General features: G+C 71.7%; 21 protein-coding genes. 10 read left to right on the top strand and 11 right to left on the bottom strand.

Annotated elements, in window-relative coordinates; translation table 11 throughout:
• Positions 1 to 11 precede the first annotated feature (11 nt).
• Positions 12 to 1,730, top strand: coding sequence for an AMP-binding protein (locus ACSHWO_RS07615; RefSeq protein WP_385804988.1), 1,719 nt, complete (start codon positions 12 to 14; stop codon positions 1,728 to 1,730).
• 95 nt (positions 1,731 to 1,825) lie between these two features.
• Here ACSHWO_RS07615 and ACSHWO_RS07610 read toward each other — a convergent pair whose 3' ends face one another.
• Entirely contained in the window at positions 1,826 to 2,314 is a 489-nt protein-coding gene (locus ACSHWO_RS07610; protein ID WP_361100732.1) for a glutathione peroxidase, read from the bottom strand.
• 84 nt (positions 2,315 to 2,398) lie between these two features.
• Entirely contained in the window at positions 2,399 to 3,373 is a 975-nt protein-coding gene (locus ACSHWO_RS07605) for a hypothetical protein (RefSeq protein ID WP_438310625.1), read from the bottom strand.
• Between the two features lie 230 nt (positions 3,374 to 3,603).
• On the opposite strand from ACSHWO_RS07605, the gene gcl reads away from it, so the two are divergent.
• Entirely contained in the window at positions 3,604 to 5,391 is a 1,788-nt protein-coding gene (gene gcl, locus ACSHWO_RS07600; protein WP_385804986.1) for a glyoxylate carboligase, read from the top strand.
• A gap of 99 nt (positions 5,392 to 5,490) precedes the next feature.
• Here gcl and ACSHWO_RS07595 read toward each other — a convergent pair whose 3' ends face one another.
• The 5 genes from ACSHWO_RS07595 to ACSHWO_RS07575 all read right to left on the bottom strand — a co-directional run bounded on the left by ACSHWO_RS07595 (position 5,491) and on the right by ACSHWO_RS07575 (position 10,847).
• Positions 5,491 to 6,069: a TetR/AcrR family transcriptional regulator gene (locus tag ACSHWO_RS07595; RefSeq protein WP_361100741.1), complete on the bottom strand. Its 579-nt coding sequence runs from the start codon at positions 6,067 to 6,069 to the stop codon at positions 5,491 to 5,493.
• A gap of 45 nt (positions 6,070 to 6,114) precedes the next feature.
• On the bottom strand, positions 6,115 to 6,816 hold the full coding sequence (locus ACSHWO_RS07590) for an ATP-binding protein (protein ID WP_438310622.1): 702 nt from the start codon (positions 6,814 to 6,816) through the stop codon (positions 6,115 to 6,117).
• Between the two features lie 467 nt (positions 6,817 to 7,283).
• Complete coding sequence (locus ACSHWO_RS07585; RefSeq protein ID WP_361100783.1) at positions 7,284 to 8,750, bottom strand: catalase; 1,467 nt, start codon at positions 8,748 to 8,750, stop codon at positions 7,284 to 7,286.
• A gap of 283 nt (positions 8,751 to 9,033) precedes the next feature.
• Positions 9,034 to 9,927, bottom strand: coding sequence for a 2-hydroxy-3-oxopropionate reductase (locus tag ACSHWO_RS07580; protein WP_361100747.1), 894 nt, complete (start codon positions 9,925 to 9,927; stop codon positions 9,034 to 9,036).
• A gap of 86 nt (positions 9,928 to 10,013) precedes the next feature.
• Positions 10,014 to 10,847: a TIM barrel protein gene (locus ACSHWO_RS07575; protein ID WP_385805031.1), complete on the bottom strand. Its 834-nt coding sequence runs from the start codon at positions 10,845 to 10,847 to the stop codon at positions 10,014 to 10,016.
• A 125-nt stretch (positions 10,848 to 10,972) separates the two neighbouring features.
• Between ACSHWO_RS07575 and ACSHWO_RS07570 the strand changes: the two genes are divergently transcribed.
• The 7 genes from ACSHWO_RS07570 to ACSHWO_RS07540 all read left to right on the top strand — a co-directional run bounded on the left by ACSHWO_RS07570 (position 10,973) and on the right by ACSHWO_RS07540 (position 16,988).
• On the top strand, positions 10,973 to 11,224 hold the full coding sequence (locus ACSHWO_RS07570; protein ID WP_361100750.1) for a hypothetical protein: 252 nt from the start codon (positions 10,973 to 10,975) through the stop codon (positions 11,222 to 11,224).
• The gene (locus ACSHWO_RS07565) at positions 11,221 to 11,604 is read left to right on the top strand and encodes a helix-turn-helix domain-containing protein (protein ID WP_385804983.1); all 384 of its coding nucleotides are present in this window, start codon (positions 11,221 to 11,223) and stop codon (positions 11,602 to 11,604) included. The genes ACSHWO_RS07570 and ACSHWO_RS07565 overlap by 4 nt, the downstream gene beginning before the upstream one ends.
• 168 nt (positions 11,605 to 11,772) lie before the next feature.
• The gene (gene uraD, locus ACSHWO_RS07560; protein ID WP_361100757.1) at positions 11,773 to 12,279 is read left to right on the top strand and encodes a 2-oxo-4-hydroxy-4-carboxy-5-ureidoimidazoline decarboxylase; all 507 of its coding nucleotides are present in this window, start codon (positions 11,773 to 11,775) and stop codon (positions 12,277 to 12,279) included.
• Between the two features lie 8 nt (positions 12,280 to 12,287).
• Positions 12,288 to 12,680 carry a hydroxyisourate hydrolase gene (uraH, locus tag ACSHWO_RS07555; protein WP_385804982.1) on the top strand — a complete coding sequence of 131 codons (393 nt, stop codon included), beginning with the start codon at positions 12,288 to 12,290 and terminating at the stop codon, positions 12,678 to 12,680.
• Between the two features lie 6 nt (positions 12,681 to 12,686).
• Positions 12,687 to 13,610, top strand: a complete 924-nt coding sequence (gene pucL, locus ACSHWO_RS07550) for a factor-independent urate hydroxylase (protein ID WP_385804981.1) — start codon at positions 12,687 to 12,689, stop codon at positions 13,608 to 13,610.
• Between the two features lie 231 nt (positions 13,611 to 13,841).
• On the top strand, positions 13,842 to 15,236 hold the full coding sequence (locus ACSHWO_RS07545; RefSeq protein ID WP_361100766.1) for an 8-oxoguanine deaminase: 1,395 nt from the start codon (positions 13,842 to 13,844) through the stop codon (positions 15,234 to 15,236).
• A 324-nt stretch (positions 15,237 to 15,560) separates the two neighbouring features.
• The gene (locus ACSHWO_RS07540; protein WP_438318980.1) at positions 15,561 to 16,988 is read left to right on the top strand and encodes a nucleobase:cation symporter-2 family protein; all 1,428 of its coding nucleotides are present in this window, start codon (positions 15,561 to 15,563) and stop codon (positions 16,986 to 16,988) included.
• 234 nt (positions 16,989 to 17,222) lie between these two features.
• On the opposite strand, the gene ACSHWO_RS07535 is transcribed toward ACSHWO_RS07540, so the two are convergent.
• Positions 17,223 to 17,783, bottom strand: coding sequence for a hypothetical protein (locus ACSHWO_RS07535; protein ID WP_438310617.1), 561 nt, complete (start codon positions 17,781 to 17,783; stop codon positions 17,223 to 17,225).
• 111 nt (positions 17,784 to 17,894) lie between these two features.
• Between ACSHWO_RS07535 and ACSHWO_RS07530 the strand changes: the two genes are divergently transcribed.
• A complete protein-coding gene (locus ACSHWO_RS07530; RefSeq protein ID WP_438310615.1) occupies positions 17,895 to 18,527 on the top strand; it encodes an HAD family hydrolase in 633 nt (210 codons plus the stop codon).
• A 226-nt stretch (positions 18,528 to 18,753) separates the two neighbouring features.
• Here ACSHWO_RS07530 and ACSHWO_RS07525 read toward each other — a convergent pair whose 3' ends face one another.
• The 3 genes from ACSHWO_RS07525 to ACSHWO_RS07515 all read right to left on the bottom strand — a co-directional run bounded on the left by ACSHWO_RS07525 (position 18,754) and on the right by ACSHWO_RS07515 (position 21,186).
• The gene (locus ACSHWO_RS07525) at positions 18,754 to 19,101 is read right to left on the bottom strand and encodes a hypothetical protein (RefSeq protein ID WP_438310613.1); all 348 of its coding nucleotides are present in this window, start codon (positions 19,099 to 19,101) and stop codon (positions 18,754 to 18,756) included.
• Between the two features lie 201 nt (positions 19,102 to 19,302).
• Complete coding sequence (locus ACSHWO_RS07520) at positions 19,303 to 19,953, bottom strand: 3'-5' exonuclease (protein ID WP_438310611.1); 651 nt, start codon at positions 19,951 to 19,953, stop codon at positions 19,303 to 19,305.
• A gap of 42 nt (positions 19,954 to 19,995) precedes the next feature.
• Positions 19,996 to 21,186 carry a GDSL-type esterase/lipase family protein gene (locus tag ACSHWO_RS07515; protein WP_438310609.1) on the bottom strand — a complete coding sequence of 397 codons (1,191 nt, stop codon included), beginning with the start codon at positions 21,184 to 21,186 and terminating at the stop codon, positions 19,996 to 19,998.
• Between the last annotated feature and the right edge of the window lie 17 nt (positions 21,187 to 21,203).

Raw genomic sequence — 21,203 nt, 5'->3', positions numbered from 1 at the left:
CGATGCCCCTCATGACGCACAACACCGTCGAGAATGCAGGGGCGGCGGCCGGGAACGGCGCCGCCGCCGGGTTCCGTGCCGCGCGGGACTTCCTCCTCGCCCACCGCGAGGACTACGAGGGCGCCCGCGCCGGATTCGGCTGGCCGCGGCCCGAGCGCTTCAACTGGGCGGAGGACTGGTTCGACCACCTCGCCCACGGCGACACCGGCTCCGCCGACGCCCTCCGCATCGCCGAGGAGGACGGCACCAGCCGCGGCCTGACCTTCCGCGAACTGTCCGAACGCTCCTGCTCCGCCGCGAACTGGCTGCGCGAGCAGGGCGTCGCCGCCGGCGACCGGGTGCTCGTCATGCTCGGCAACCAGCGCGAACTGTGGGAGGTCATGCTCGGCGCGATGCGGCTGCGCGCCGTCGTCATCCCCGCCACCCCGCTGCTCGGCCCGGCCGACCTGCACGACCGCATCGAGCGGGGCCGCGTCCGCCACGTCATCGTGCGCGCCGACGACACGGGCAAGTTCGACGGGGTCCCGGGGAACTACACCCGGATCGCCGCCGGACCGCAGGTGCCCACCGGCTGGCGGCGCCTGGAGGACATGTACCGGGCCGCCCCGGTCTTCACCCCGGACGGCGAGACCCTGGCCGGCGACCCGCTGATGCTGTACTTCACCTCCGGGACGACCGCCCGCCCCAAGCTCGTCGAGCACACGCACGCCTCGTACCCCATCGGGCACCTGTCCACCATGTACTGGCTGGGCCTGCGCCCCGGTGACGTGCACCTCAACATCGCCTCGCCCGGCTGGGCCAAACACGCCTGGTCCAACCTCTTCGCCCCCTGGAACGCCGGCGCCACCGCCTTCGTGTACAACTACACCCGCTTCGACGCCGAGCGGCTGATGGCGGAGATGGACCGGCACGGCGTGACCACCTTCTGCGCCCCGCCGACCGTGTGGCGGATGCTGATCCAGTCCGACCTGGGCAAGCTGAGCAACCCGCCGCGCGAGGCGGTCGCCGCCGGCGAGCCCCTCAACCCGGAGGTCATCGAGAAGGTCCGCGACGCGTGGGGCGTCACCATCCGCGACGGGTTCGGCCAGACCGAGACCACCCTCCAGATCGGCAACTTCCCCGGGGCGCGGGTGAAGCCCGGCTCGATGGGGCGGCCCGCGCCCGGCTACGAGATCGTCCTCCTCGACCCGGTCACGGGCAAGGTGTCCCCGGACGAGGGCGAGGTCTGCGTGGACCTCGGCGCGCGCCCGGCCGGGGTGATGACCGGCTACCGCGACGACGAGGAGCGCACCGCCGAGGCCATGGCGGACGGGCTCTACCGCACGGGCGACATCGCCTCGCGCGACGCGGACGGCTACCTGACCTACGTCGGGCGCTCCGACGACGTCTTCAAGGCCTCCGACTACAAGATCAGCCCGTTCGAGCTGGAGAGCGCGCTGCTGGAGCACGAGGCCGTGGCGGAGGCGGCCGTCGTACCAGCCCCGGACCCGCTGCGACTGGCGGTGCCGAAGGCGTACGTGGCGCTGGCCGCGGGCTGGGAGCCGGGTCCGGAGACGGCGCGGGCGCTGTTCGCGCACTCCCGCGCGGTGCTCTCCCCGTACAAGCGGATCCGCCGGATCGAGTTCGCGGAGCTCCCGAAGACCGTCTCCGGGAAGATCCGCCGGGTGGAGCTGCGGGAGCTCACCGCGGCGGGCTCGGGGGCGGAGTACGACGAAGCCGAGCTGGGCTGACGGCCGGCGCCCCGGTCGGTGCCGCCGGATGCCGCCCGGATGCCGCCCGGTGCGGGCTGATCGTACGGTCGGCCCGCACCGCGTGCGTCGGGTGGTTACGCGGGCAGGTGCGCCTCGATCGCCGCGACGACCTCGGCGGACTCGGGCTCGACCCGCGGCCGGAACCGGGCGACGACCTCGCCGGCGGGGGAGATCAGGAACTTCTCGAAGTTCCACTGGATGTCACCCGTCTCGCCGTCCGCGTCCGGGGTCTTCACCAGTTCCTGGTACAGCGGGTGCCGGTTCTCGCCGTTGACCTCGGACTTCTCCAGCATCGGGAAGGTCACGCCGAAGCCGGTCGCGCAGAACGTCTGGATGTCCTCGGCGGTGCCGGGCTCCTGCTCGCCGAACTGGTTGCAGGGCACGCCGATGACGGTGAAGCCCCGCTCCTCGTACGCGAACTGCAGGCGGGCCAGCCCGGAGTACTGCGGGGTGAGCCCGCACTGCGAGGCGGTGTTCACCAGCAGGATGACCTTGCCCTGGTACGCCCCGAGGGTGGTGGGCTCGTCGGACAGGGTGGTCAGCGGGATGTCGTACAGGCTCATCGGGCTCTCCTCGGCAGGGGCGGGACGGGTCGCGGCCAGCGGATATCGCCTCCGAGCCTACGTGCTGGCCGGTGGGGCGCCGGGTCAGGCCCCCGCGGTGACCAGTGCGTCCGCGGAGTCGTTGAGCGGCTGGGGCGTGCCGGTGAGGTCCATGACGAACAGCGGGATCCGCAGGTCGTCGGCGCGGGTACGGGCCTCGTGGGTGTACCCGGCGAGCGCGAAGTAGACGCTGGTCGCCGACGCCGTCAGCCCGTTCAGCCAGACGCACTCCACCGCCCGCAGCCCAGCCGGCGCGGTCGTCGGGTCGACCTGGGCGACGAGGCCGGGGGCCCGCAGGTCCACGGCGGCCGTCGGGACCGACGGTCCGTCGGGCTGGCGGACGTCCCGGAAGCCGAGCCAGCGCAGGTAGAGCGCGGCCGCGGCCACCGCGTCCCGGGCGGTGCGGATGGTCATCGGGCGGAAGGGCTGCCGCGGTACCACAGGGACCCCGGCCCCGGGCTGCTCCGGACCGTACGGACCCGGCGGGCCGACGGGCGCCGGCCCGTGGGCCTCGGCGGGGATGTTCGCTGCCGCCCGCGAGTCCGCCGCCCGGGCGTCAGCCGCCCCCGAGTCCGCCGCCCGGAAGTCCGCCGCTCCGGCGCCGGTAGCCCGGGGTCCGGAGCCCCGTGGACCTGCTGACCCGTCCGTATCCGTATCCGTGGGCCCGTCCGCCCCCGCGGTCCCTGCCAGCCCCGCGGTCCCCACCGGCCCGACCGGCCCCACGGGGTGCACCGCGACCCGCACCACCGTCCCGCACGAACCGCAGCCCACCTCGGGCTGCGGCCACTCGCTCACCAGCCCGCAGGCCCCGCACCGCGCCGCCACCCACGAATCCGACCAGGTCCGGTGCGTCAGCGGTACGGGCGGCGCCGTCAGGTCCAGCGGCAGGGCGGCCGGGGTCCCGCAGGCGCAGGGGAAGACCGGGGCGGCGTAGCTGCTCTCGCGCAGGCACACCGGGCAGCGCACCGGCACCGCTTCCGTCATGACCTCGTCCCCCTCCGTCGCCGTGCGTGGATCCATGCTCCACCACCTGCGACCGGCGCCGCGCCCGTCCGGTGATTTTCCGCCGGGCGGCCGCCCCGCGGGGCCCGTTTGTGCGACCCGCGCCCTCCGGAGGCGGCTTTTGGTGGGTTCCGCGGTGTGGACGCTCCTTGACGCACGCGAAACAGACACCTAGCTTGTTTCGCATAACAGAATAAGACTTCCGCATTGCGGAAACAGTCTGCCCGCCGGACCGCCAGGAGTTCTCGATGCCCCGTATGACAGCCGCAGCCGCCGCCGTGGAGATCCTCAAGCGCGAGGGTGTCGCGCAAGCGTTCGGCGTGCCCGGCGCTGCGATCAACCCGTTCTACCGAGAGCTCAAGAACGTGGGCGGCATCAACCACACCCTCGCCCGCCACGTCGAGGGCGCCTCGCACATGGCCGAGGGCTACACCCGGGCCAAGGCGGGCAACATCGGTGTCTGCATCGGCACGTCCGGCCCCGCCGGCACCGACATGATCACCGGCCTGTACTCCGCGATCGCGGACTCGATCCCGATCCTGTGCATCACCGGCCAGGCGCCGGTCTCCAAGCTCCACAAGGAGGACTTCCAGGCCGTCGACATCGCGGCGATCGCGAAGCCCGTCACCAAGGCCGCGACCACCGTGCTGGAGGCCGCGCAGGTCCCCGGCGTCTTCCAGCAGGCGTTCCACCTGATGCGCTCCGGCCGTCCCGGCCCGGTCCTGATCGACCTCCCGATCGACGTCCAGCTGACCGAGATCGAGTTCGACCCGGAGACCTACGAGCCGCTGCCCGTCTACAAGCCGTCCGCGACCCGCGCCCAGATAGGGAAGGCCCTCCGCTTCCTGCTGGAGTCCGAACGCCCGCTGATCGTCGCCGGCGGCGGCATCATCAACGCCGACGCCTCCGACCTGCTCGTCGAGTTCGCCGAGCTGACGGGCGTCCCGGTCATCTCCACCCTGATGGGCTGGGGCACCATCCCGGACGACCACGAGCTGGCCGCCGGCATGGTCGGCGTCCAGACCGCCCACCGCTACGGCAACGCGACCTTCCTGGAGTCGGACTTCGTCCTGGGCATCGGCAACCGCTGGGCCAACCGCCACACCGGCTACAACATGGACGCGTACACCAAGGGCCGCACGTTCGTCCACGTCGACATCGAGCCGACCCAGATCGGCAAGATCTTCGCCCCGGACTACGGCATCGCCTCCGACGCCAAGGTCGCGCTGGAGCTGTTCATCGAGGTCGCCAAGGAGCTCAAGGCCGAGGGCGGGCTGCCGGACTTCTCCGCCTGGGCCGCCTCCGCGCAGGAGCGCAAGGCCACCCTGCAGCGCCGCACGCACTTCGGGAACGTCCCGATCAAGCCCCAGCGCGTGTACGAGGAGATGAACAAGGCCTTCGGCCCGGAGACCCGCTACGTCACCACCATCGGCCTCTCCCAGATCGCCGCCGCCCAGTTCCTGCACGTCTACAAGCCGCGCCACTGGATCAACTGCGGCCAGGCCGGCCCGCTCGGCTGGACCATCCCGGCCGCCATCGGCGCCGCCACCGCGGACCCGGAGACCCCGATCGTCGCCCTCTCCGGCGACTACGACTTCCAGTTCATGATCGAGGAGCTGGCGGTCGCCGCCCAGCACAAGGTCCCCTACGTCCACGTCCTCGTGAACAACGCCTACCTGGGCCTGATCCGCCAGGCGCAGGGCAACCTGGGCATCAACTTCGAGGTCAACCTCGAGTTCGACAACATCAACACCCCGGAGCTCGGCGGCTACGGCGTCGACCACGTCAAGGTCGCCGAGGGCCTGGGCGTCAAGGCCATCCGCGTCACCGACCCGGAGGAGCTCGGCGCGGCCTTCGAGCAGGCCAGGAAGCTGGCCGTCGAGCACCAGGTCCCGGTCGTCGTCGAGGCCATCCTGGAACGCATCACGAACATCGCGATGAGCAAGACCGTCGACATGAGCGACGTCACCGAGTTCGAGGAGCTGGCCACCGAGCCCGGCCACGCCCCGACCGCCATCAAGGCCCTGAGGGTCTGACCTGCCCCTGACCGGAAGGTCGGGCAGGAACGTACGCGAGCGGCCCCCGCCCCTCCCGCGAGGAGGAACGGGGGCCGCTCGCGCGTCCGTCACGCACGCCTACCGGCGGGGGCCGAGCTCCGCCTCGACCGCGCCGGCCAGCAGCTCACGGGCCCGCTCCACGTCGAGCGAACCGCTCAGCCAGCGCCCACTGAGCCCCTCCACGAGGGCGGTCAGCCGCTCGGCGACGTCCAGCGGCTCGACCCGCGGATCGGCCAGGCCGGCCGCCCGGGCGTCCGCGACGAGCCCGGCGGTGTCCCGGACCCAGTCCCGGGTGGACCCGACGAGGTTGCCGCGCAGGCTGTCGTCGAAGACGGCGCTGGCCCGCAGCTCGCCCCAGGCGACGCTGTTCTCGCGGACCGCGCCGGTCTCCTGCACCTCGCTCAGCAGCAGCCGCAGCAGGGCGTCCCGGGCGTCCTGCGCGCCCTGCAGCGCCTCCTCCGTGTAGCCGACGGCACGGTCGTTGATGAAGGCGAGGGTGCGCTGGACCAGCCCCGCGCGGTCCTTGAAGTGGTAGTAGATCAACGCGGTGGACACGCCGGCCTCGGCGGCCAGGTCCTCGACGCGCAGTCCCCTGATGCCGCTGCGGGCGATGACGCGTACGGCTGCTTCCAAGATCAACGCCTGGCGGTCGGCCACGGTTGCTCGTACCTCTCGGTCGATCGGCTCTGACTGATCATTCAGTCAGCAGTCACGATAGCGCCGGGGCGCCCTGACCGAACCCCCGGTCAGGGCGCCCCGGGCGGACCGGGAATCCGGTCGGACGCGCAGGTCCTCGACCTCCACCGACAGCTGCGGCCACACGGCGGCGAGCCGTACGAGGAGGTCCGCGGCCAACGGCCCGCCGGCCGTGCGCAGTCCGGGGACGGGCAGGAAGCGGACGGACGTCCCGGTGGTCCCGTCGTCGTCGATCGGCGTCAGACCGGTCGCGGGAACCCCGTACGCGTACTCCTGGACCCAGGCGCCGCCCGCGCGGCGGTTGGTGTGCACGAGCCGTTCGCTGAGGGCCGCGACGACCGACATGCCCCTGCGGGGACGGCCGTCGGGGAGCAGCTGCGCATCGGGGTGGTCGAAGAACCGCAGGTCCTTCGTCGCCATCACCGGCTTCTTCACGACGCGGCCCGCGGAGTCGAGGCGGGTGTCCGTGCCCCGCCCGTCGTCCGTGACGGACACGGAGCCGTCGGTGTGGAGGGTCACGGTGCAGTGCCCGCCGCCCGTGCACTCCGCCTCGTCGGCCGCGTAGGCGACGACTTCGAGGACCAGGTGCGTCAGGCCGCCCGGGGCGAAGGCGGCCGGGTCGTTGCGGATGAGCGTGAGGTGGTCGGTGTCCACCGTGCTCGCCCAGTCGTGCGTCGTGTTGCGCCAAGAGGCCGCGGAACCGTCCATCGGGGCAGTATGCCGACCGTCCCGCCGCCGCGAACCACCCACCGGGCAGGACGAAGCGCCGGGTTCACGGGACCGTCCGTGAACCCGGCGCTTCGGATGTGACCGCCCGACGGTGCGAGGCTGGCGCGACAGGACGTTCGCACCGCCGGACGGAGTGTGGGGAAGGTGGTGCTCCCCCCTACGGGCAGGGGGCGCTGTGCGCGGCCCTGCACGGACGGGGAGAGCGGCTGGGACCGTGGCGGTCGGCGACGGGCACCCGGCTCCGTCTCCCTCAGGTCAAGAGACGGGCCTCGGAACCCATGACCACCGCACTGGCTCGCACGCCCGCCACGGTCCTCACGCGGCGCCGGCCACATGGACCGGCGCGGTCTGCCCGTACTGCGGACCACCCCTCATCCGGGTCCGCAGTACGGGCCCAGCACCCGGAGCCGGACCTCCCGCCCGGCTCCCGGCGCAGCCTGCGGCTCTCAGCCCTCGCGCAGGGCGCGGACGGCCTCCTCGACGCGCCTGCCGTAGTCGGCGTCCGCGGCGTGGAAGTGAGCCAGGTTCTTGTCGATGACGTCCTCGCGGCCGACCTGGGAGAGGCCGCCGGCGATGTTCGCCACCAGGCGCTCCTTCTCGGCCTCCGACATCAGCCGGTAGAGCTCACCGGCCTGGAAGAAGTCGTCGTCCTTGGTGTGCAGCGGGGCCGCGTGGGTGCCCGTGTAGCCGGAGACGGCCTTCGGGGCGCCCAGCGCGAGGCCGGTCTCGGCCGGCCCCAGGTACGAGTTGGGCTCGTAGTTCTTGTCGGTCCGCGCACCGTTGCGGGTGGCCATGAAGCCGTCGCGGCCGTAGTTGTCCGCACGCCCGCCGGACACGGCCTTCGGGGCGTTGACCGGCAGCTGGGTGTGGTTGACGCCGAGGCGGTAGCGCTGGGCGTCGGCGTACGCGAACAGGCGGCCCTGGAGCATCTTGTCCGGCGAGGCGGTGATGCCCGGGACGAAGTTGTTCGGGGAGAAGGCGGACTGCTCGACCTCGGCGAAGACGTTGTCCGGGTTGCGGTCGAGGACCAGGCGGCCCACGCGCTGCAGCGGGTAGTCGGCGTGCGGCCACACCTTGGTGAGGTCGAACGGGTTGAAGCGGTAGTCCGCGGCCTCGGCCGCCGGCATGATCTGCACGTAGAGGGTCCAGGACGGGTACACGCCGCGCTCGATGGCCTGGAGCAGGTCGGTCTGGTGCGAGTTGGCGTCCTTGCCGGCGAGCTCGGCGCCCTGCTCGGCGGACAGGCAGCGGATGCCCTGGTTCGTCTTGAAGTGGTACTTGACGAAGAAGGCCTCGCCCTGGTCGTTCGTCCACTGGTAGGTGTGCGAGCCGTAGCCGTTCATGTGCCGGTACGAGGCGGGGATGCCGCGGTCGCCCATCAGCCAGGTGATCTGGTGCGTCGCCTCGGGGGCGTGGGCCCAGAAGTCCCAGACGTTGTCCGGCTCCTGCTTGCCCGTGAAGGGGTCGCGCTTCTGGGAGTGGATGAAGTCGGGGAACTTGATCGGGTCCTTGATGAAGAACACCGGGGTGTTGTTGCCGACGAGGTCGTAGTTGCCCTCTTCGGTGTAGAACTTCAGCGCGAAGCCGCGCGGGTCGCGGACCGCGTCCGCGCCGCCGAGCGAGTCCGCCACGGTGGAGAACCGCAGGAAGGTCTCGGTCTTCTTGCCGACCGTGTTGAGGAACGCGGCGCTGGTGTAGGCGGTGACGTCGTCGGTCACCTCGAAGTAGCCGTACGCAGCCGAGCCGCGGGCGTGCACCACGCGCTCCGGTATCCGCTCGCGGTTGAACCGGGCGAGCTTCTCGAGGAGCTGCTGGTCCTGGATCAGGAGCGGGCCACCGACGCCGGCGGTGGCGGAGTTCTGGTTGTCGGCGACCGGGGCGCCGGACTCGGTCGTCAGCGTGCGCTTCGACATGGTGACCTTCCGTACGGGAAACTGCTGACGGAAAGCGTTTTCCGTCATGCGGAACAGCCTAGGTTCGGGCCGATCGCAGCGTCAACAGTTTGTTGAAACATGGTGGGAGAGGTGATCCGGACGGTGCCGGCGCCTGGGCGCGACAGGACAGGTGTCAGCGCCGGCACCGTCCGGAAACTCGGGTCCCCGGCGGGGGAGGGGCGGCCCGATCGGGCTGCCGGGTCGACTCGGGCGGACTCGGGCGGACCGGGTCGACCCCGTCGAACGCGGGCGGTCGGACCCGTCAGACCCGGTCGCCGGAGAGGCGCTCGACGGAGCGCAGCAGGGCCGAGTGGTCCAGGCCGCCGTCGCCCTGGGCGCGCAGCGAGGCGACGAGCTGGGCGACGACCGCGCCGACCGGGAGGGCCGCGCCGACGTTGCGGGCGGCGTCGGTGACGATGCCCATGTCCTTGTGGTGCAGGTCGATCCGGAAGCCGGGCTTGAAGTCGCGGTTCAGGAAGTTGTCCTTCTTGCGGGTCAGCACGGTGGAGCCGGCCAGCCCGCCGTTCAGGACGTCCAGGGCGGCCGCCAGGTCCACGCCGGACTTCTCCAGGAAGACCACCGCCTCGGCGCACGCCTGGATGTTGACGGCGACGATGAGCTGGTTGGCGGCCTTGACCGTCTGGCCGGAGCCGTGCGGGCCGCACAGGACGATCGTCTTGCCGAGGGCCTGGAGGATCGGCAGGGCCGCGTCGAAGTCGGCCTGCTCGCCACCCACCATGATCGACAGTACGGCCTCGATGGCGCCGGCCTCGCCGCCGGACACCGGGGCGTCGATGACGCGGATGCCCTTCTCGGCCGCGTTCCTCGCCAGGTCGACCGAGGTCTGCGGGGTGATCGACGACATGTCGACGACCAGCGCGCCCGCCCTGGCGTTCTCCAGGATGCCCTCGGGGCCGTAGGCGATGGCCTCGACCTGCGGGGAGGCCGGCACCATCGTGATGATCACGTCGGCGTCCTCGACGGCCTCGGCGATGGAACCCGCCGCGGTGCCGCCGGCCGCCGCGAGGCGGTCCAGCTTGTCCTGCTCCAGGGTGTAGCCGGTGACCGGGTAGCCGGCCTTCAGGAGGTTCTCGGACATGGGGGAGCCCATGATGCCGAGGCCGATCCACGCAATCTTGGGGAGGTTGTTGCTCATTGTGACGGGGTCCTTCTCTGAAAAGCTCTGGAAGCGGGTACGAAAAGCGGCGGGCGCGTCCGGGGGAACCTCCGGACCTCGTCCCCCTACCGGGCGGCGCGGGCCCCGGCCGGCAGCCAGTCGAAGGACGCGGCGGCGTCCGCGGCCTTGTACTCCAGGCCGACGAACCCCTGGTAGCCGGCCTTCCGCAGCTGGTCGAGGAGGTCCTCCAGGGGCAGGTCGCCGGTGCCCGGGGCGCCCCGGCCCGGCTTGTCCGCGATCTGGACGTGGCCGGTTTTGGCGGCGTACTTTTCGATGACCTCGGAGAGGTCCTCGTCGTTCATCGCCAGGTGGTACAGGTCGAGCAGGAACTTGGCGTTCCCGAGGCCGGTCGCCGCGTTCACCTTGTCCACGACCTCGATCGCGGACGGCGCGCTCACCAGCGGGTAGAGCGGCGACTCCGGCTGGTTCAGCGTCTCGATCAGCAGGAGCGCACCGACCCGGTCCGCGGCGCGGGCCGCGATCGCCAGGTTCTCCAGGGCGAGTTCGTCCTGGACGGCCGGGTCCACCCCCTCGACGCGGTTGCCGTAGAGCGCGTTCAGCGCCTTGCAGCCGACGGAGGCCGCGAAGTCCGCCGCGACGTCGATGTTGGCGCGGAAGCGGTCCGACTCCTCGCCCGGTACGGAGACCGCGCCGCGGTCGGGGCCCGGGAGTCGCCCCGCGTAGAAGTTCAGGCCCACCAGCTGGGTGCCGGCGTCCTCAAGGGCGGTCTTGAGGGCGTCGAGCTCCGCCCGGGCGGGGGTGGGGGTGTCGATCCAGGGCCACCACAGCTCGACCGCGGTGAAGCCCGCCGCGGCGGCGGCCGCGGGGCGCTCCAGGAGCGGGAGTTCCGTGAAGAGGATCGACAGGTTCACATCGAAGCGCTGGTCCGTGTATCCCATGAGGGGCATGCGCTCCTTCCGTATTGCGGAAGTTTGTTTCTGCTTGATGGAAGACTGCATGGGCCTGTGCGTGGATGTCAAGTGGGGGCTGCCGGAAATTCCGTACCTCGGGGTAGCTTGACCAGGTGCGATTGAGAGTGGAGTTCACGACCGAGCCCTTCGACCTCGAAGAGGCCCCCGCCCATGCCGTGGCCGCGCGCGAGGTCATCCAGAAGGCGCAGCTGGACGCGGTCGACGTCGGCCCGTTCGGCAACACCGCCGAGGGCGAGGCCGGGCAGGTGCTCCAGGCGGTGTCCGCGCTGCTGCGCGACTCGCTCGACGCCGGGGCCACCCGGGTCTCCCTGCAGGTGAACGTGATCGGGGAGGGGGGCGCATGACCGAGCCTCGCGACCACCCGTTCGTCGCCGCGGTCAAGCCGCTGGTCGACGCGATGGGCGGGGTGCTGATGGACCCCGCCCAGGCCGAGCCCGACGACGTGGTCCTCGCCTGGGAGGGGCAGGACGTGCTCGCCGTGCGCCTGCCGCAGCTGGGTGAATCGCTGGACCACATCCTGGCGGCGCTGGAGCGCCGCCACGGGGTGCCGCTCGCGCAGCTGGACCGCAAGGCCAAGCAGGACGTCGTCCGGATACTGGAGGCGCGCGGCGCCTTCACCGTCCGCCACGGCGTCGAGACCGTGGCCACCGCCCTCGGCGTCAGCCGCTTCACCGTTTACAACTACCTGAACAGGGAAAACCCCAATAAAACCGATCCGAGGTGATGTCGCCGTCACCCCTGGTCGCGAGCCGCCGTCCGGATCAACCGGACGGCGGCTTTTGTCTACGCGAAGTTTCAACAAACTGTTGACGCCGTGTTGTCGAGGGCGTTAGCTATGCGCAGCCCGTCAAAGCAATCAGGCCAGCGATCAAGCAGGCCACGGAGGCTTCCCGTGACTTCGAGTCCGACCCCGGGGCTTTCCCGGTTCAACACCTTGGACGATGCAGCGGCCGCGGCTGAACTGCACGAGGTGTGCGCCAGCGCGGCCTGGGGCGGCCGGCTCCTCGCCCGGCGCCCCTTCGCCGACACCGCCTCCCTCTTCGCCGCGAGCGACGCCGCCATGGCGGAGCTCACCCCGGCCGACCTGGAGGAGGCCATGGCCGGCCACCCCCCGATCGGCCGTCCGAAGCCGGGCGACCCGACCTCTGCCCGCGAGCAGCGGGGCATGGCCGGGGCCTCCGAGGAGCTCAAGGCCGAGCTGCTCGAACTGAACCTGGCCTACCAGGAGAAGTTCGGGCACGTCTTTCTGATCTGTGCGACCGGTGCGACCGGCGAGCAGATGCGGGACGCGGTCAAGGTCCGGATCCGGAACACCGCCGAGGTCGAGCGGGAGATCGCCCGCGGAGAGCTCGTGAAGATCAACCGGATCCGTCTGACCCGCCTCGCCGAAGGAGAGTGACACGCCACATGAGCACCGAGACCACCGCGTCGGTGTCCACGCACATCCTGGACACCAGCATCGGCCGCCCCGCCGAGGGCGTCGCCGTCTCGCTCGCGGCCCGCAGTGGCCACGACGCCGAGTGGACCCCCCTGGGCGGCTCGGCCACCGACGCCGACGGGCGTTGCAAGGACCTGCCGGCACTGCCGGAGGGCACCACCCACGTACGCCTCGACTTCGAGACCGAGGCGTACTTCGCCAAGAAGCAAGCCGCCGAGGCGCAGCAGGACGCCCCCCGCGTAAGGGACAGCGGTGCGTTCTTCCCCGAGGTGACCATCACGTTCGCGGTCGACCCGGGCGAGCATTACCACGTACCGCTGCTGCTCAACCCGTTCGGCTACTCCGTTTACCGAGGGAGCTAGCAGACCATGCCCACGATTCTCGGCCAGAACCAGTACGGCAAAGCAGAGAACCGCGTCGTCAAGATCACGCGGGACGGCGACACCCACCACATCAAGGACCTGAACGTCTCCGTCGCCCTCTCCGGCGACATGGACGACGTGCACTACTCCGGCTCGAACGCGAACGTGCTGCCGACGGACACCACCAAGAACACGGTGTACGCCTTCGCCAAGGAGTACGGCATCGAGTCCGCCGAGCAGTTCGGCATCCACCTGGCGCGCTGGTTCGTCGGCAGCCAGGAGCCGATCTCCCGGGCGCGCATCCGCATCGAGGAGTACGCCTGGGAGCGGATCCAGACCTCGGACGCCAACTCCCGGTTCATCGGCGCCGACGAGGTCAAGCACTCCTTCGTCCGCAAGGGCCAGGAGACCCGCGTCACCCAGATCACGTACGACGGCCGGAGCTGGGAGGTCATCTCCGGCCTCAAGGACCTGATCGTCATGAACTCCACGAACTCCGAGTTCTGGGGATACGTGAAGGACAAGTACACGACCCTGCAGGAGGCGTACGACCGCATCCTGGCCACCCAGGTGTCGGGCCGCTGGCGGTTCAACTGGACCGACGACGAGCAGCGGATGCCCAACTGGGAGAAGTCCTACGAGGCCACCAGGAAGCACATGCTGGAGGCCTTCGCGGAGACCTACTCCCTCTCCCTGCAGCAGACGCTGTACCAGATGGGCTCGCGCATCATCAACCACCGTTCGGAGATCGACGAGGTCCGCTTCTCGCTCCCGAACAAGCACCACTTCCTGGTCGACCTGGAGCCCTTCGGCCTCAAGAACGACAACGAGGTCTACTTCGCCGCGGACCGCCCGTACGGTCTGATCGAGGCCACGATCCTGCGGGACGGCGCCGACGCGCGCATCCCGGTGGACCTGACCAACCTCTAGGCCCCGCCGGCACCCGGTGTCCCGGGGCTCCGCAGTGGCCCCGGGACCCGGACCCGCCCGCAGCACGCACCGACCGCGCCCCACCCGCACCACCTTCGAACTTCCCGAACTCGGCACCCGGAGCATCACACGGGGCGGCAGTACTGTCAGCTGCCAGGCCCCCGGTTTCGGCACTCAAACCCCTGGGTCCTGCCGTGCCCGCACCGCCACTGAAAGCACGAGGAAGCCCCCATGGCAGCCACTGACAGCGAGACCCGGCGCATCGTCATCGAGAACTGCGCGATCGCGACCGTCGACGCGAACGACACCGAGTACGCCTCGGGTCACATCGTCATCGCCGGGAACAGGATCGAGGCCATCGGCGCGGGCGACGCCCCCGAGAACCTCGACGACGTCGTACGCCGCATCGACGGCACGGGCCACCTCGTGACCCCCGGTCTGGTCAACACGCACCACCACTTCTACCAGTGGATCACCCGCGGCCTGGCCACCGACCACAACCTCTTCAACTGGCTCGTCGCGCTGTACCCCACCTGGGCGCGCATCGACGAGCAGATGGCCTACTCGGCCGCGCAGGGCTCCCTGGCCGCGATGGCCCGCGGCGGTGTCACCACCGCGATGGACCACCACTACGTGTACCCCAAGGGGGCCGGCGACCTGTCCGGCGCGATCATCCGCGCCGCCTCCGAGATGGGCGTCCGCTTCACCCTGGCCCGCGGCTCCATGGACCGCAGCGAGAAGGACGGCGGCCTGCCGCCGGACCACGCCGTCGAGACCCTCGAAGGCGCCCTCGCCGACACCGAGGCGACCGTCAAGAAGTTCCACGACGCGTCCTTCGACTCGATGACCCAGGTCGCCGTCGCCCCGTGCTCCCCCTTCTCGGTCTCCACCGAACTGCTCAGGCAGGGCGCCGAGCTGGCGCGCCGCCTCGGTGTGCGCATGCACACCCACGGCAGCGAGACGGTCGAGGAGGAGAAGTTCTGCCACGAGCTCTTCGGCATGGGCCCGACCGACTACTTCGAGTCCACCGGCTGGCTCGGCGAGGACGTGTGGATGGCGCACAGCGTCCACATGAACGACTCCGACATCGCGGCCTTCGCCCGGACCAGGACCGGTGTGGCGCACTGCCCGTCCTCCAACGCCCGCCTGGCCGCCGGCATCGCCCGCGTCCCGGACATGCTCGCCGCCGGCGTCCCGGTCGGCCTCGGCGTCGACGGCACCGCCTCCAACGAGTCCGGCGAGCTGCACACCGAGCTGCGCAACGCGCTGCTGATCAACCGTCTGAACCCGGTGCACCGCGAGGCCGCGCTGAACGCCCGCCAGTCGCTGCGCCTCGGTACGTACGGCGGCGCGCAGGTCCTCGGCCGCGCCGACAACATCGGCTCCCTGGAGGTCGGCAAGCTCGCCGACCTGGTGCTGTGGAACCTCAGCACGTTCCTGCACTCCTCGATCGCCGACCCGGTCACCGCCCTCGTCTTCGGTGCGGCCGCCCCGGTCACCGCGTCGTTCGTCAACGGCAAGCAGATCGTCGAGAACAACCGGCTGCTCACCGCGGACGAGGACGCCATCGCCCGCTCCACGCGGGACGAGGCCCAGCGCCTCGCGCGCATCGCCGCGCAGGGCTGATCCCCCACCGGCTCCGGCCGGGGGGGACGGCCCCCGGCCGGCGGCCGTGGACCCGAGCGGGGTCCGCGGCTCCCGTTCCCGGGCGGCACCGACGGCTTGCCCGAGGTGCCCCCCGGGGTCGGTGACGGTGACTCGTGCCACCTGCCACAGATGCCGCCTCACACAGGTGCCACCTGCCACTCGTGACACTCGTGCCACCTGGCGCCCGTACGGCGGAACGACTCGGGCGAATCGCTTCCGCACCTCTTTCGACTCGCACCGCTTTCGCACCACCTCCTTGACACCCACGTCCCTGCCGACGTGTCTAACCGACCGGAGGAAGCCGTGGCCCAGGCGCCCAGGTTTCGCAAAGATGCAGCATCAGCATCAGCAGCAGTCGCAGTAGCAGTGCCGCGGGAGAAGCATCCGGTCGACGAGACCCTGCCCCCGCTGAAGATGTTCACCAGCGGCCTCCAGCACGTGGCCGCCATGTACGCGGGCGTCGTCGCCCCGCCCATGATCGTCGGCCCGGCCGTCGGACTCTCCGCCCGGGACACCGCCTTCCTGATGGGCGCGTCCCTGTTCACCGCGGGCCTCGCCACCCTGCTCCAGACGCTCGGCGTCTGGCGGATCGGCGCCAAGCTCCCCTTCGTCAACGGGGTCTCCTTCGCCGGCGTCACCCCGATGATCGCCATCGGCAAGGACCGGGGCGCCGATGCCATCCCGATCATCTTCGGCGCGATCATCGTCGCCGGGCTGCTCGGCTTCCTGGCCGCCCCCTACTTCGGCAAGCTCGTCCGCTTCTTCCCACCCGTGGTCACCGGCACGGTCATCACCCTCATCGGCATCTCCCTGCTCCCCGTCGCCTTCAACTGGTCGCAGGGCGGCAACCGCACCGCCACCGACTACGGCTCCGTGCAGAACATCGGCATGGCCGCCGGCACCCTCCTCGCCGTCCTGCTGCTGCGCAGACTGCTGCGCGGCTTCCTCCAGCAGATATCCATCCTGCTCGGCCTGGTCGTCGGCACCCTCGCCGCCGTCCCGCTCGGCATGGTCGACACGGACGCCCTGCGCACCGCCGGCCTGGTCGGCTTCCCGACGCCCTTCCACTTCGGCGCCCCGCAGTTCCAGGTCGCCGCCATCGTCTCCATGTGCATCGTCATGCTGGTCTGCATGACCGAGTCCACCGCCGACATCCTGGCCCTCGGCAGGATCGTCGACCGGCCTGCGGACGCCCGCACCATCGAGGGCGGGCTGCGCGCCGACGCCCTCGGCAGCGCGCTGAGCCCCCTGTTCAACGGGTTCATGTGCAGCGCCTTCGCCCAGAACATCGGGCTCGTGGCCATGACCAAGGTGCGCAGCCGGTTCGTGGTCGCCGCCGGCGGAGGCATCCTGATCCTGCTCGGCCTGTGCCCGGCGGCCGCCTCGGTCATCGGCGTGGTCCCGCTGCCGGTCCTCGGCGGCGCCGGCATCGTCCTCTTCGGGTCGGTCGCGGCCAGCGGCATCCAGACCCTGGCGGGCGCGGCCATGGAGCGCGGCGAGAACGCCCTGATCGTCGCCGCCTCCGTCGGCGTCGGCCTCATCCCCATCGCCGCCCCGGACTTCTACCACGCCTTCCCCAAGGACCTGCTCGTCGTCCTGGACTCCGGCATCAGCACCGGCTGCGTGGCGGCCATCCTGCTCAACCTGGCCTTCAACCACCTCGGCGCCAGGCGCGGTACGGCCGCGGCGGCCACCGCCGACGGCCGAGCGGAACCGGTGCCCGCGCACTGATCCCCGTACGGTCCAGCCGGCGCGCGGCGGTGCGTACGCCACCCACTGCGGGCGTGGCGTACGCACCGCCGTGCCGGCGCTCGCGCCGTTGTGCGGAACGACCGCTGACGCCGCTGCCCGCCGCCCCGGCGCCTCTCGACAGGCCCGCCAGCCGCGCGCCGCCGGAGGCCGAACCGTGAACCGGCGCCCGGTGCAGCGGCGTCGGGTGAGCGGCTCTGCCGTGCCCGGAGGGGTTCACCACCTCACGGCTTCCAGCACCCGCTCCGCGCTCCAGGTCACCGGCCGCCCGTCCGTCGTGATCCGCACCGTGCCCGGCGGGGCCTCCCGGTCCAGGACGGCAGCCATGCGCAGGCTCCGCCCGATGTGCTCCGCCAGCCCCGAGCCGATCTCCCGCCGGGCCAGCCGCTCCCCTACGGTCGCCTCCCGCGCGGTGAGCAGCACGCTCGTCGTGCGGACCGGTCGGGCGTCCGCGCCGGTGCCGCCCATGGCGCGGACGATCAGAGGACGGTCGAGGATGCTGACGGTGTTGGCGTAGACGAGGCGGTGCTGCCCCAGCGCGGCGTAGTTGGCCCAGACCGGGGCCAGGTTCTGCTCGGTGATCGCAGCCCGGTCCGGATCTCCGTCCGGAGCCGGGTGGATCTGGTCCAGGAAGTCGCCCTCCACGTGGCAGTGGGCCGTCCCGCGGCGGCGCAGCACGGCGGACACCTCCCAGCCGACCGTCGACTTCCCGCCGCCCGCCGCCCGCCGCCCGCCGCCCGCCGCGCCGCCGGTGAGCAGGACCTCGTACGCAGTCACGGTCCCCGGCGTGGCAGCTCCCGGCCCGCCCCCGCCAGGCCCCTTCCCCGGGCCGGCAGCGAGGCCGGGTCCCCCCTCGACGGCCGCTACGGGTCCTGCTATCCAGAGGAGGTGACTGGCGACCGGGGGGCCCGAACCCCCTTCGACGCGCTGCTCTGCGACCTCGACAACGTGATCCGCTTCTACGATCCGGGCCTGCTCCCGGAGTTGGAGCGGCGGGCCGGGCTGGCGGAGGGCACGACCGCTCGGGTGGCCTTCGCTCCCGAACGGGACGTGCCGCTGCTCCTGGGCGAGATCACCAAGCGGCAGTGGGTGGATTCCATCGTGCTGGGCCTGACCGACTGCGTGCCGGAGCCGGTCGCCCGCGAGTTGGGCACGGCGTTCGCCGAGGCCCCCTTCCGGGCCGACGAGGCGGTGGTGGCGCTGCTCCGCCGGGCACGGGCCCACATGCCCCTGGTGCTCGTGACGAACGCCACCGAGGAACTGGAGGCGGACCTGGTGACGCTGGGGCTGGCCGACCTCGCGCACCACGTCGTCAGCAGCGCCCGGGTCGGGGTCGCCAAGCCGGACCACCGGATCTACGAGATCGCGGCCGAAAGGGCCGGCGCCGCCGTGTCCCGATGCCTGTTCGTGGACGACCGGGCCGAGAACGTCGAGGCGGCGGTAGCGATCGGCATGACGGGCGTGCACTACCGAGAACTCGCCGACCTCAGCGCGGCGCTGGACTTCCTACCGGCCCGCTGAAACCGCCGCGCGGGGCGCCACGGCCCGGCCGGTTCGGTTTGCGCCGCGCAGTCCCCGACCGCACGGCGCGCGCTCAGCGGGCCTCGGCCGTGTGCCGGCGGCATTCGTCCAGGACCTGCGCGACCTGCGCCGCCGTCGCGCAGTCCGCGGGCGGGGGCGGAAGGGCGCCCGCGGCGGCCAACGCCGTCCAGGACGGGGCGGTGTTGCCCCGGGGTATGCGGACGGGCTACCGGGCGAGCAGCGGGAACGCCGCGGTGAGCTCGCCCTTGACGAAACGCCGGGACAGGCCGTGCCCGACCCCGCCGCGGACCCCGCCCAAGGCCGCCCCGGCGGCCTGCAACAGCCCCAGCACCTCCTGCTCGCGCTCGTCCAGCGCCCGCGGCACGTCGAACGACCCGAGCAGCTCCGGGATTTCGCCGAGCCGCCCGTCCTCGTCCGGACCGAACCCGGCGAAGAGCTCGGCCGACCGGCCGAGCTCTTCCCGTACCCGCGCGTCCGCTCCACCGAGCGCCTGGCAGACGGCCCACGCCGCGGCGGGCCGGTCGCCGCTGCGCGCCGCCAGTGCGGCGAGCACGCCGACGGGGCCCTGCCCTTCCGCCGGCAGGCGGCGGGCCGGCGCCACCGTGTCCGCGGCGGGGCGGGCCCGCCGTCCGCGGCACCGTCGTGCCTGTTCGGGCGATCCCGTCCATGTTCCCCCCGGTCGCATGAGGCGCCCGTCGCGCTCCGCGCCAGGCGCCTGGCGCCTGGCGCCCGGCGCCCGTGCGGAGCCGTGAGGCTACCGGACGTCCCCGGCGGTACCGACGTCGGTACCGGTACCGCTACCGGCCTCCGCCGGGCCCTGCCACAGCATGAGGTTGCTCATCAGTTCCGCCTGTTCGATCGCGTCGTCGAGCGCGTGGTGGGTGTGGCGGCGGCGGGAGCGGAGTTCGGCCGGCATGCGGCCCTTGACCGCGGCCCGCAGTGGGACCCGTGCCTTCGCCGCGTAGAGGGTCTTCATGTCCAGGCAACCGGAGTGCCCGAAGGGGCTGTCGCCGCCGAACCGCATCAGGTACCAGTAGAGGAAGGTCCAGTCGAAGGAGGCGGGGTAGCCGCACATCACCGGCTGTGCCCCCGCGTCCTCGGCCACGTTGCGCACCCATCCCCGGAACGCGGCCATGGCCGCGCCCGGGTCGGTGCCCTCGCGCAGCAGCCGGTCCCGGTCCAGTCCGCTGACGGCCAGGGCCTCGGGGTCGTACTGGTCGCTGATCGGCCGCAGTTCGCGGTAGAAGGTCCGCCGCTCGGGATCGGTGGCCGTGTACCGGGCGCCGTCCTGCCGGCCGGCGACGGCGGCACCGAAGCTGATCATGGAGTAGGGGCCGGGGATCGGGCCGTCGGCCTCGATGTCGACGGAGATGTAGATGCTGGGGCGCGCGGTACGGGCTGACATGCGCCGAGCATGCCAGCCCGTACGGCGGTCGTTCATCCGGATTTACGGGAGCGGGGTGAGGTACATCCCCGTCTGGTCCGTGCCCGCGGTGTTCTTGCAGCCGACGCCCGAGGTGGGGCCCTGGCCGACGGCGAGCGCCAGGCAGCGGCCCAGTGCCAGCTGGCCGAAGTGGTTCGGGTGCATGGACTCCTGGACGAGCCCCTGCGTCTCGCTGCTGTCGATCCAGCGCGCCCACTCGCTCGTCTTCGCCGACGCCGGCGCGGCGGAGGTGACCTGCTTGCTGGTCTTCGCGCACACCTCGCGGCCCTGCATCATGTCCCGCAGGTCCAGGAACTGCACGCCCTTGGCCGCCGCCACCGCCTTGAGGCGGTTCGCGATCTGCGGGACGAGGGAGTCCCGCGCCCAGTCGGAGTCCCGGTTCCAGAAGGGGCAGCCGCCGGTGTTCAGGCGGCTCCAGTCGCTCTGGGCGTAACGGTTCTCCGCGCCGCGCGGGATCGGTGACGGGTAGGACTGGAGCACGATCCTGTACGCGGAGTCGCCGTAGCCGGCGGCGCGCATCACGGCCCGTACCTCGTCCACGGACTTCCCGACGTTCGCCATGACGCCGTCGATCTTCTGGTCGACGCCGTACTGCTGGTCGTCGTAGCAGTACGAGTTCCAGATCACGAAGTCGAGCGCGCAGTCCTTGATGATGTCGGCGAAGCCGAGGTCGTTGCCGCCGATGGAGAGGGCGATGACCTTGACGTCGTGGCTGGCGGCGACGGCGGCGAGCTGGTCGGCCTGCGGGGCCTCGCCCTTGTAGGGGACGCCGCCGTTGGCGGAGCGGAAGACGTTCTCGGTGGTGGCTCCGGAGCAGGCCAGGTTGATCGCGACGTCCGCGATCGCCCCGGCGCTCCTGACCTCGGCGGAGTCGGAGCGGTGGCATCCGCCCGCGGTGGTGCCGTACACCTTCGAAGGGTCGTACACGCTGCCGCTGACCCAGGCCCGGTCGGTGCCGCTCCGACTGCCGGTGTTGGTGAGGCTGTTGCCCTTCCAGCGCCCGGCCTCGCCGGAGATGTAGCTGTCGCCCATGGACACCACGGCGGTGGGCCCGGACCCGGGGGCGGCGGCCGCGGTCCCGGCGGGGGCGGCGACCAGTGCGCCGACGGCGAGCGGCAGGGCCAGCCCGGCCCCGGCCAGTCGGCGCACCCGGCGGCGTGTCCTGTCCTTGCTGGCGTAGCGGAATCCGATCACGACGGAACTCCTGCGGT

Source organism: Streptomyces pallidus (ex Mingjun et al. 2026) (assembly GCF_051550185.1).
Lineage (GTDB): Bacteria > Actinomycetota > Actinomycetes > Streptomycetales > Streptomycetaceae > Streptomyces.
This window is presented reverse-complemented; position numbering and strand designations above follow the sequence as displayed.

What these genes read in the sequence shown, in the direction of transcription:
- ACSHWO_RS07615 (WP_385804988.1), top strand. Translation starts at nt 12, where the DNA reads ATGACGCACAACACCGTCGAGAATGCAGGGGCGGCGGCCGGGAACGGC.
- ACSHWO_RS07610 (WP_361100732.1), bottom strand. Translation starts at nt 2,314, where the DNA reads ATGAGCCTGTACGACATCCCGCTGACCACCCTGTCCGACGAGCCCACC.
- ACSHWO_RS07605 (WP_438310625.1), bottom strand. Translation starts at nt 3,373, where the DNA reads ATGGATCCACGCACGGCGACGGAGGGGGACGAGGTCATGACGGAAGCG.
- gcl (WP_385804986.1), top strand. Translation starts at nt 3,604, where the DNA reads ATGCCCCGTATGACAGCCGCAGCCGCCGCCGTGGAGATCCTCAAGCGC.
- ACSHWO_RS07590 (WP_438310622.1), bottom strand. Translation starts at nt 6,816, where the DNA reads ATGGACGGTTCCGCGGCCTCTTGGCGCAACACGACGCACGACTGGGCG.
- ACSHWO_RS07585 (WP_361100783.1), bottom strand. Translation starts at nt 8,750, where the DNA reads ATGTCGAAGCGCACGCTGACGACCGAGTCCGGCGCCCCGGTCGCCGAC.
- ACSHWO_RS07580 (WP_361100747.1), bottom strand. Translation starts at nt 9,927, where the DNA reads ATGAGCAACAACCTCCCCAAGATTGCGTGGATCGGCCTCGGCATCATG.
- ACSHWO_RS07575 (WP_385805031.1), bottom strand. Translation starts at nt 10,847, where the DNA reads ATGGGATACACGGACCAGCGCTTCGATGTGAACCTGTCGATCCTCTTC.
- ACSHWO_RS07565 (WP_385804983.1), top strand. Translation starts at nt 11,221, where the DNA reads ATGACCGAGCCTCGCGACCACCCGTTCGTCGCCGCGGTCAAGCCGCTG.
- uraH (WP_385804982.1), top strand. Translation starts at nt 12,288, where the DNA reads ATGAGCACCGAGACCACCGCGTCGGTGTCCACGCACATCCTGGACACC.
- pucL (WP_385804981.1), top strand. Translation starts at nt 12,687, where the DNA reads ATGCCCACGATTCTCGGCCAGAACCAGTACGGCAAAGCAGAGAACCGC.
- ACSHWO_RS07545 (WP_361100766.1), top strand. Translation starts at nt 13,842, where the DNA reads ATGGCAGCCACTGACAGCGAGACCCGGCGCATCGTCATCGAGAACTGC.
- ACSHWO_RS07520 (WP_438310611.1), bottom strand. Translation starts at nt 19,953, where the DNA reads ATGTCAGCCCGTACCGCGCGCCCCAGCATCTACATCTCCGTCGACATC.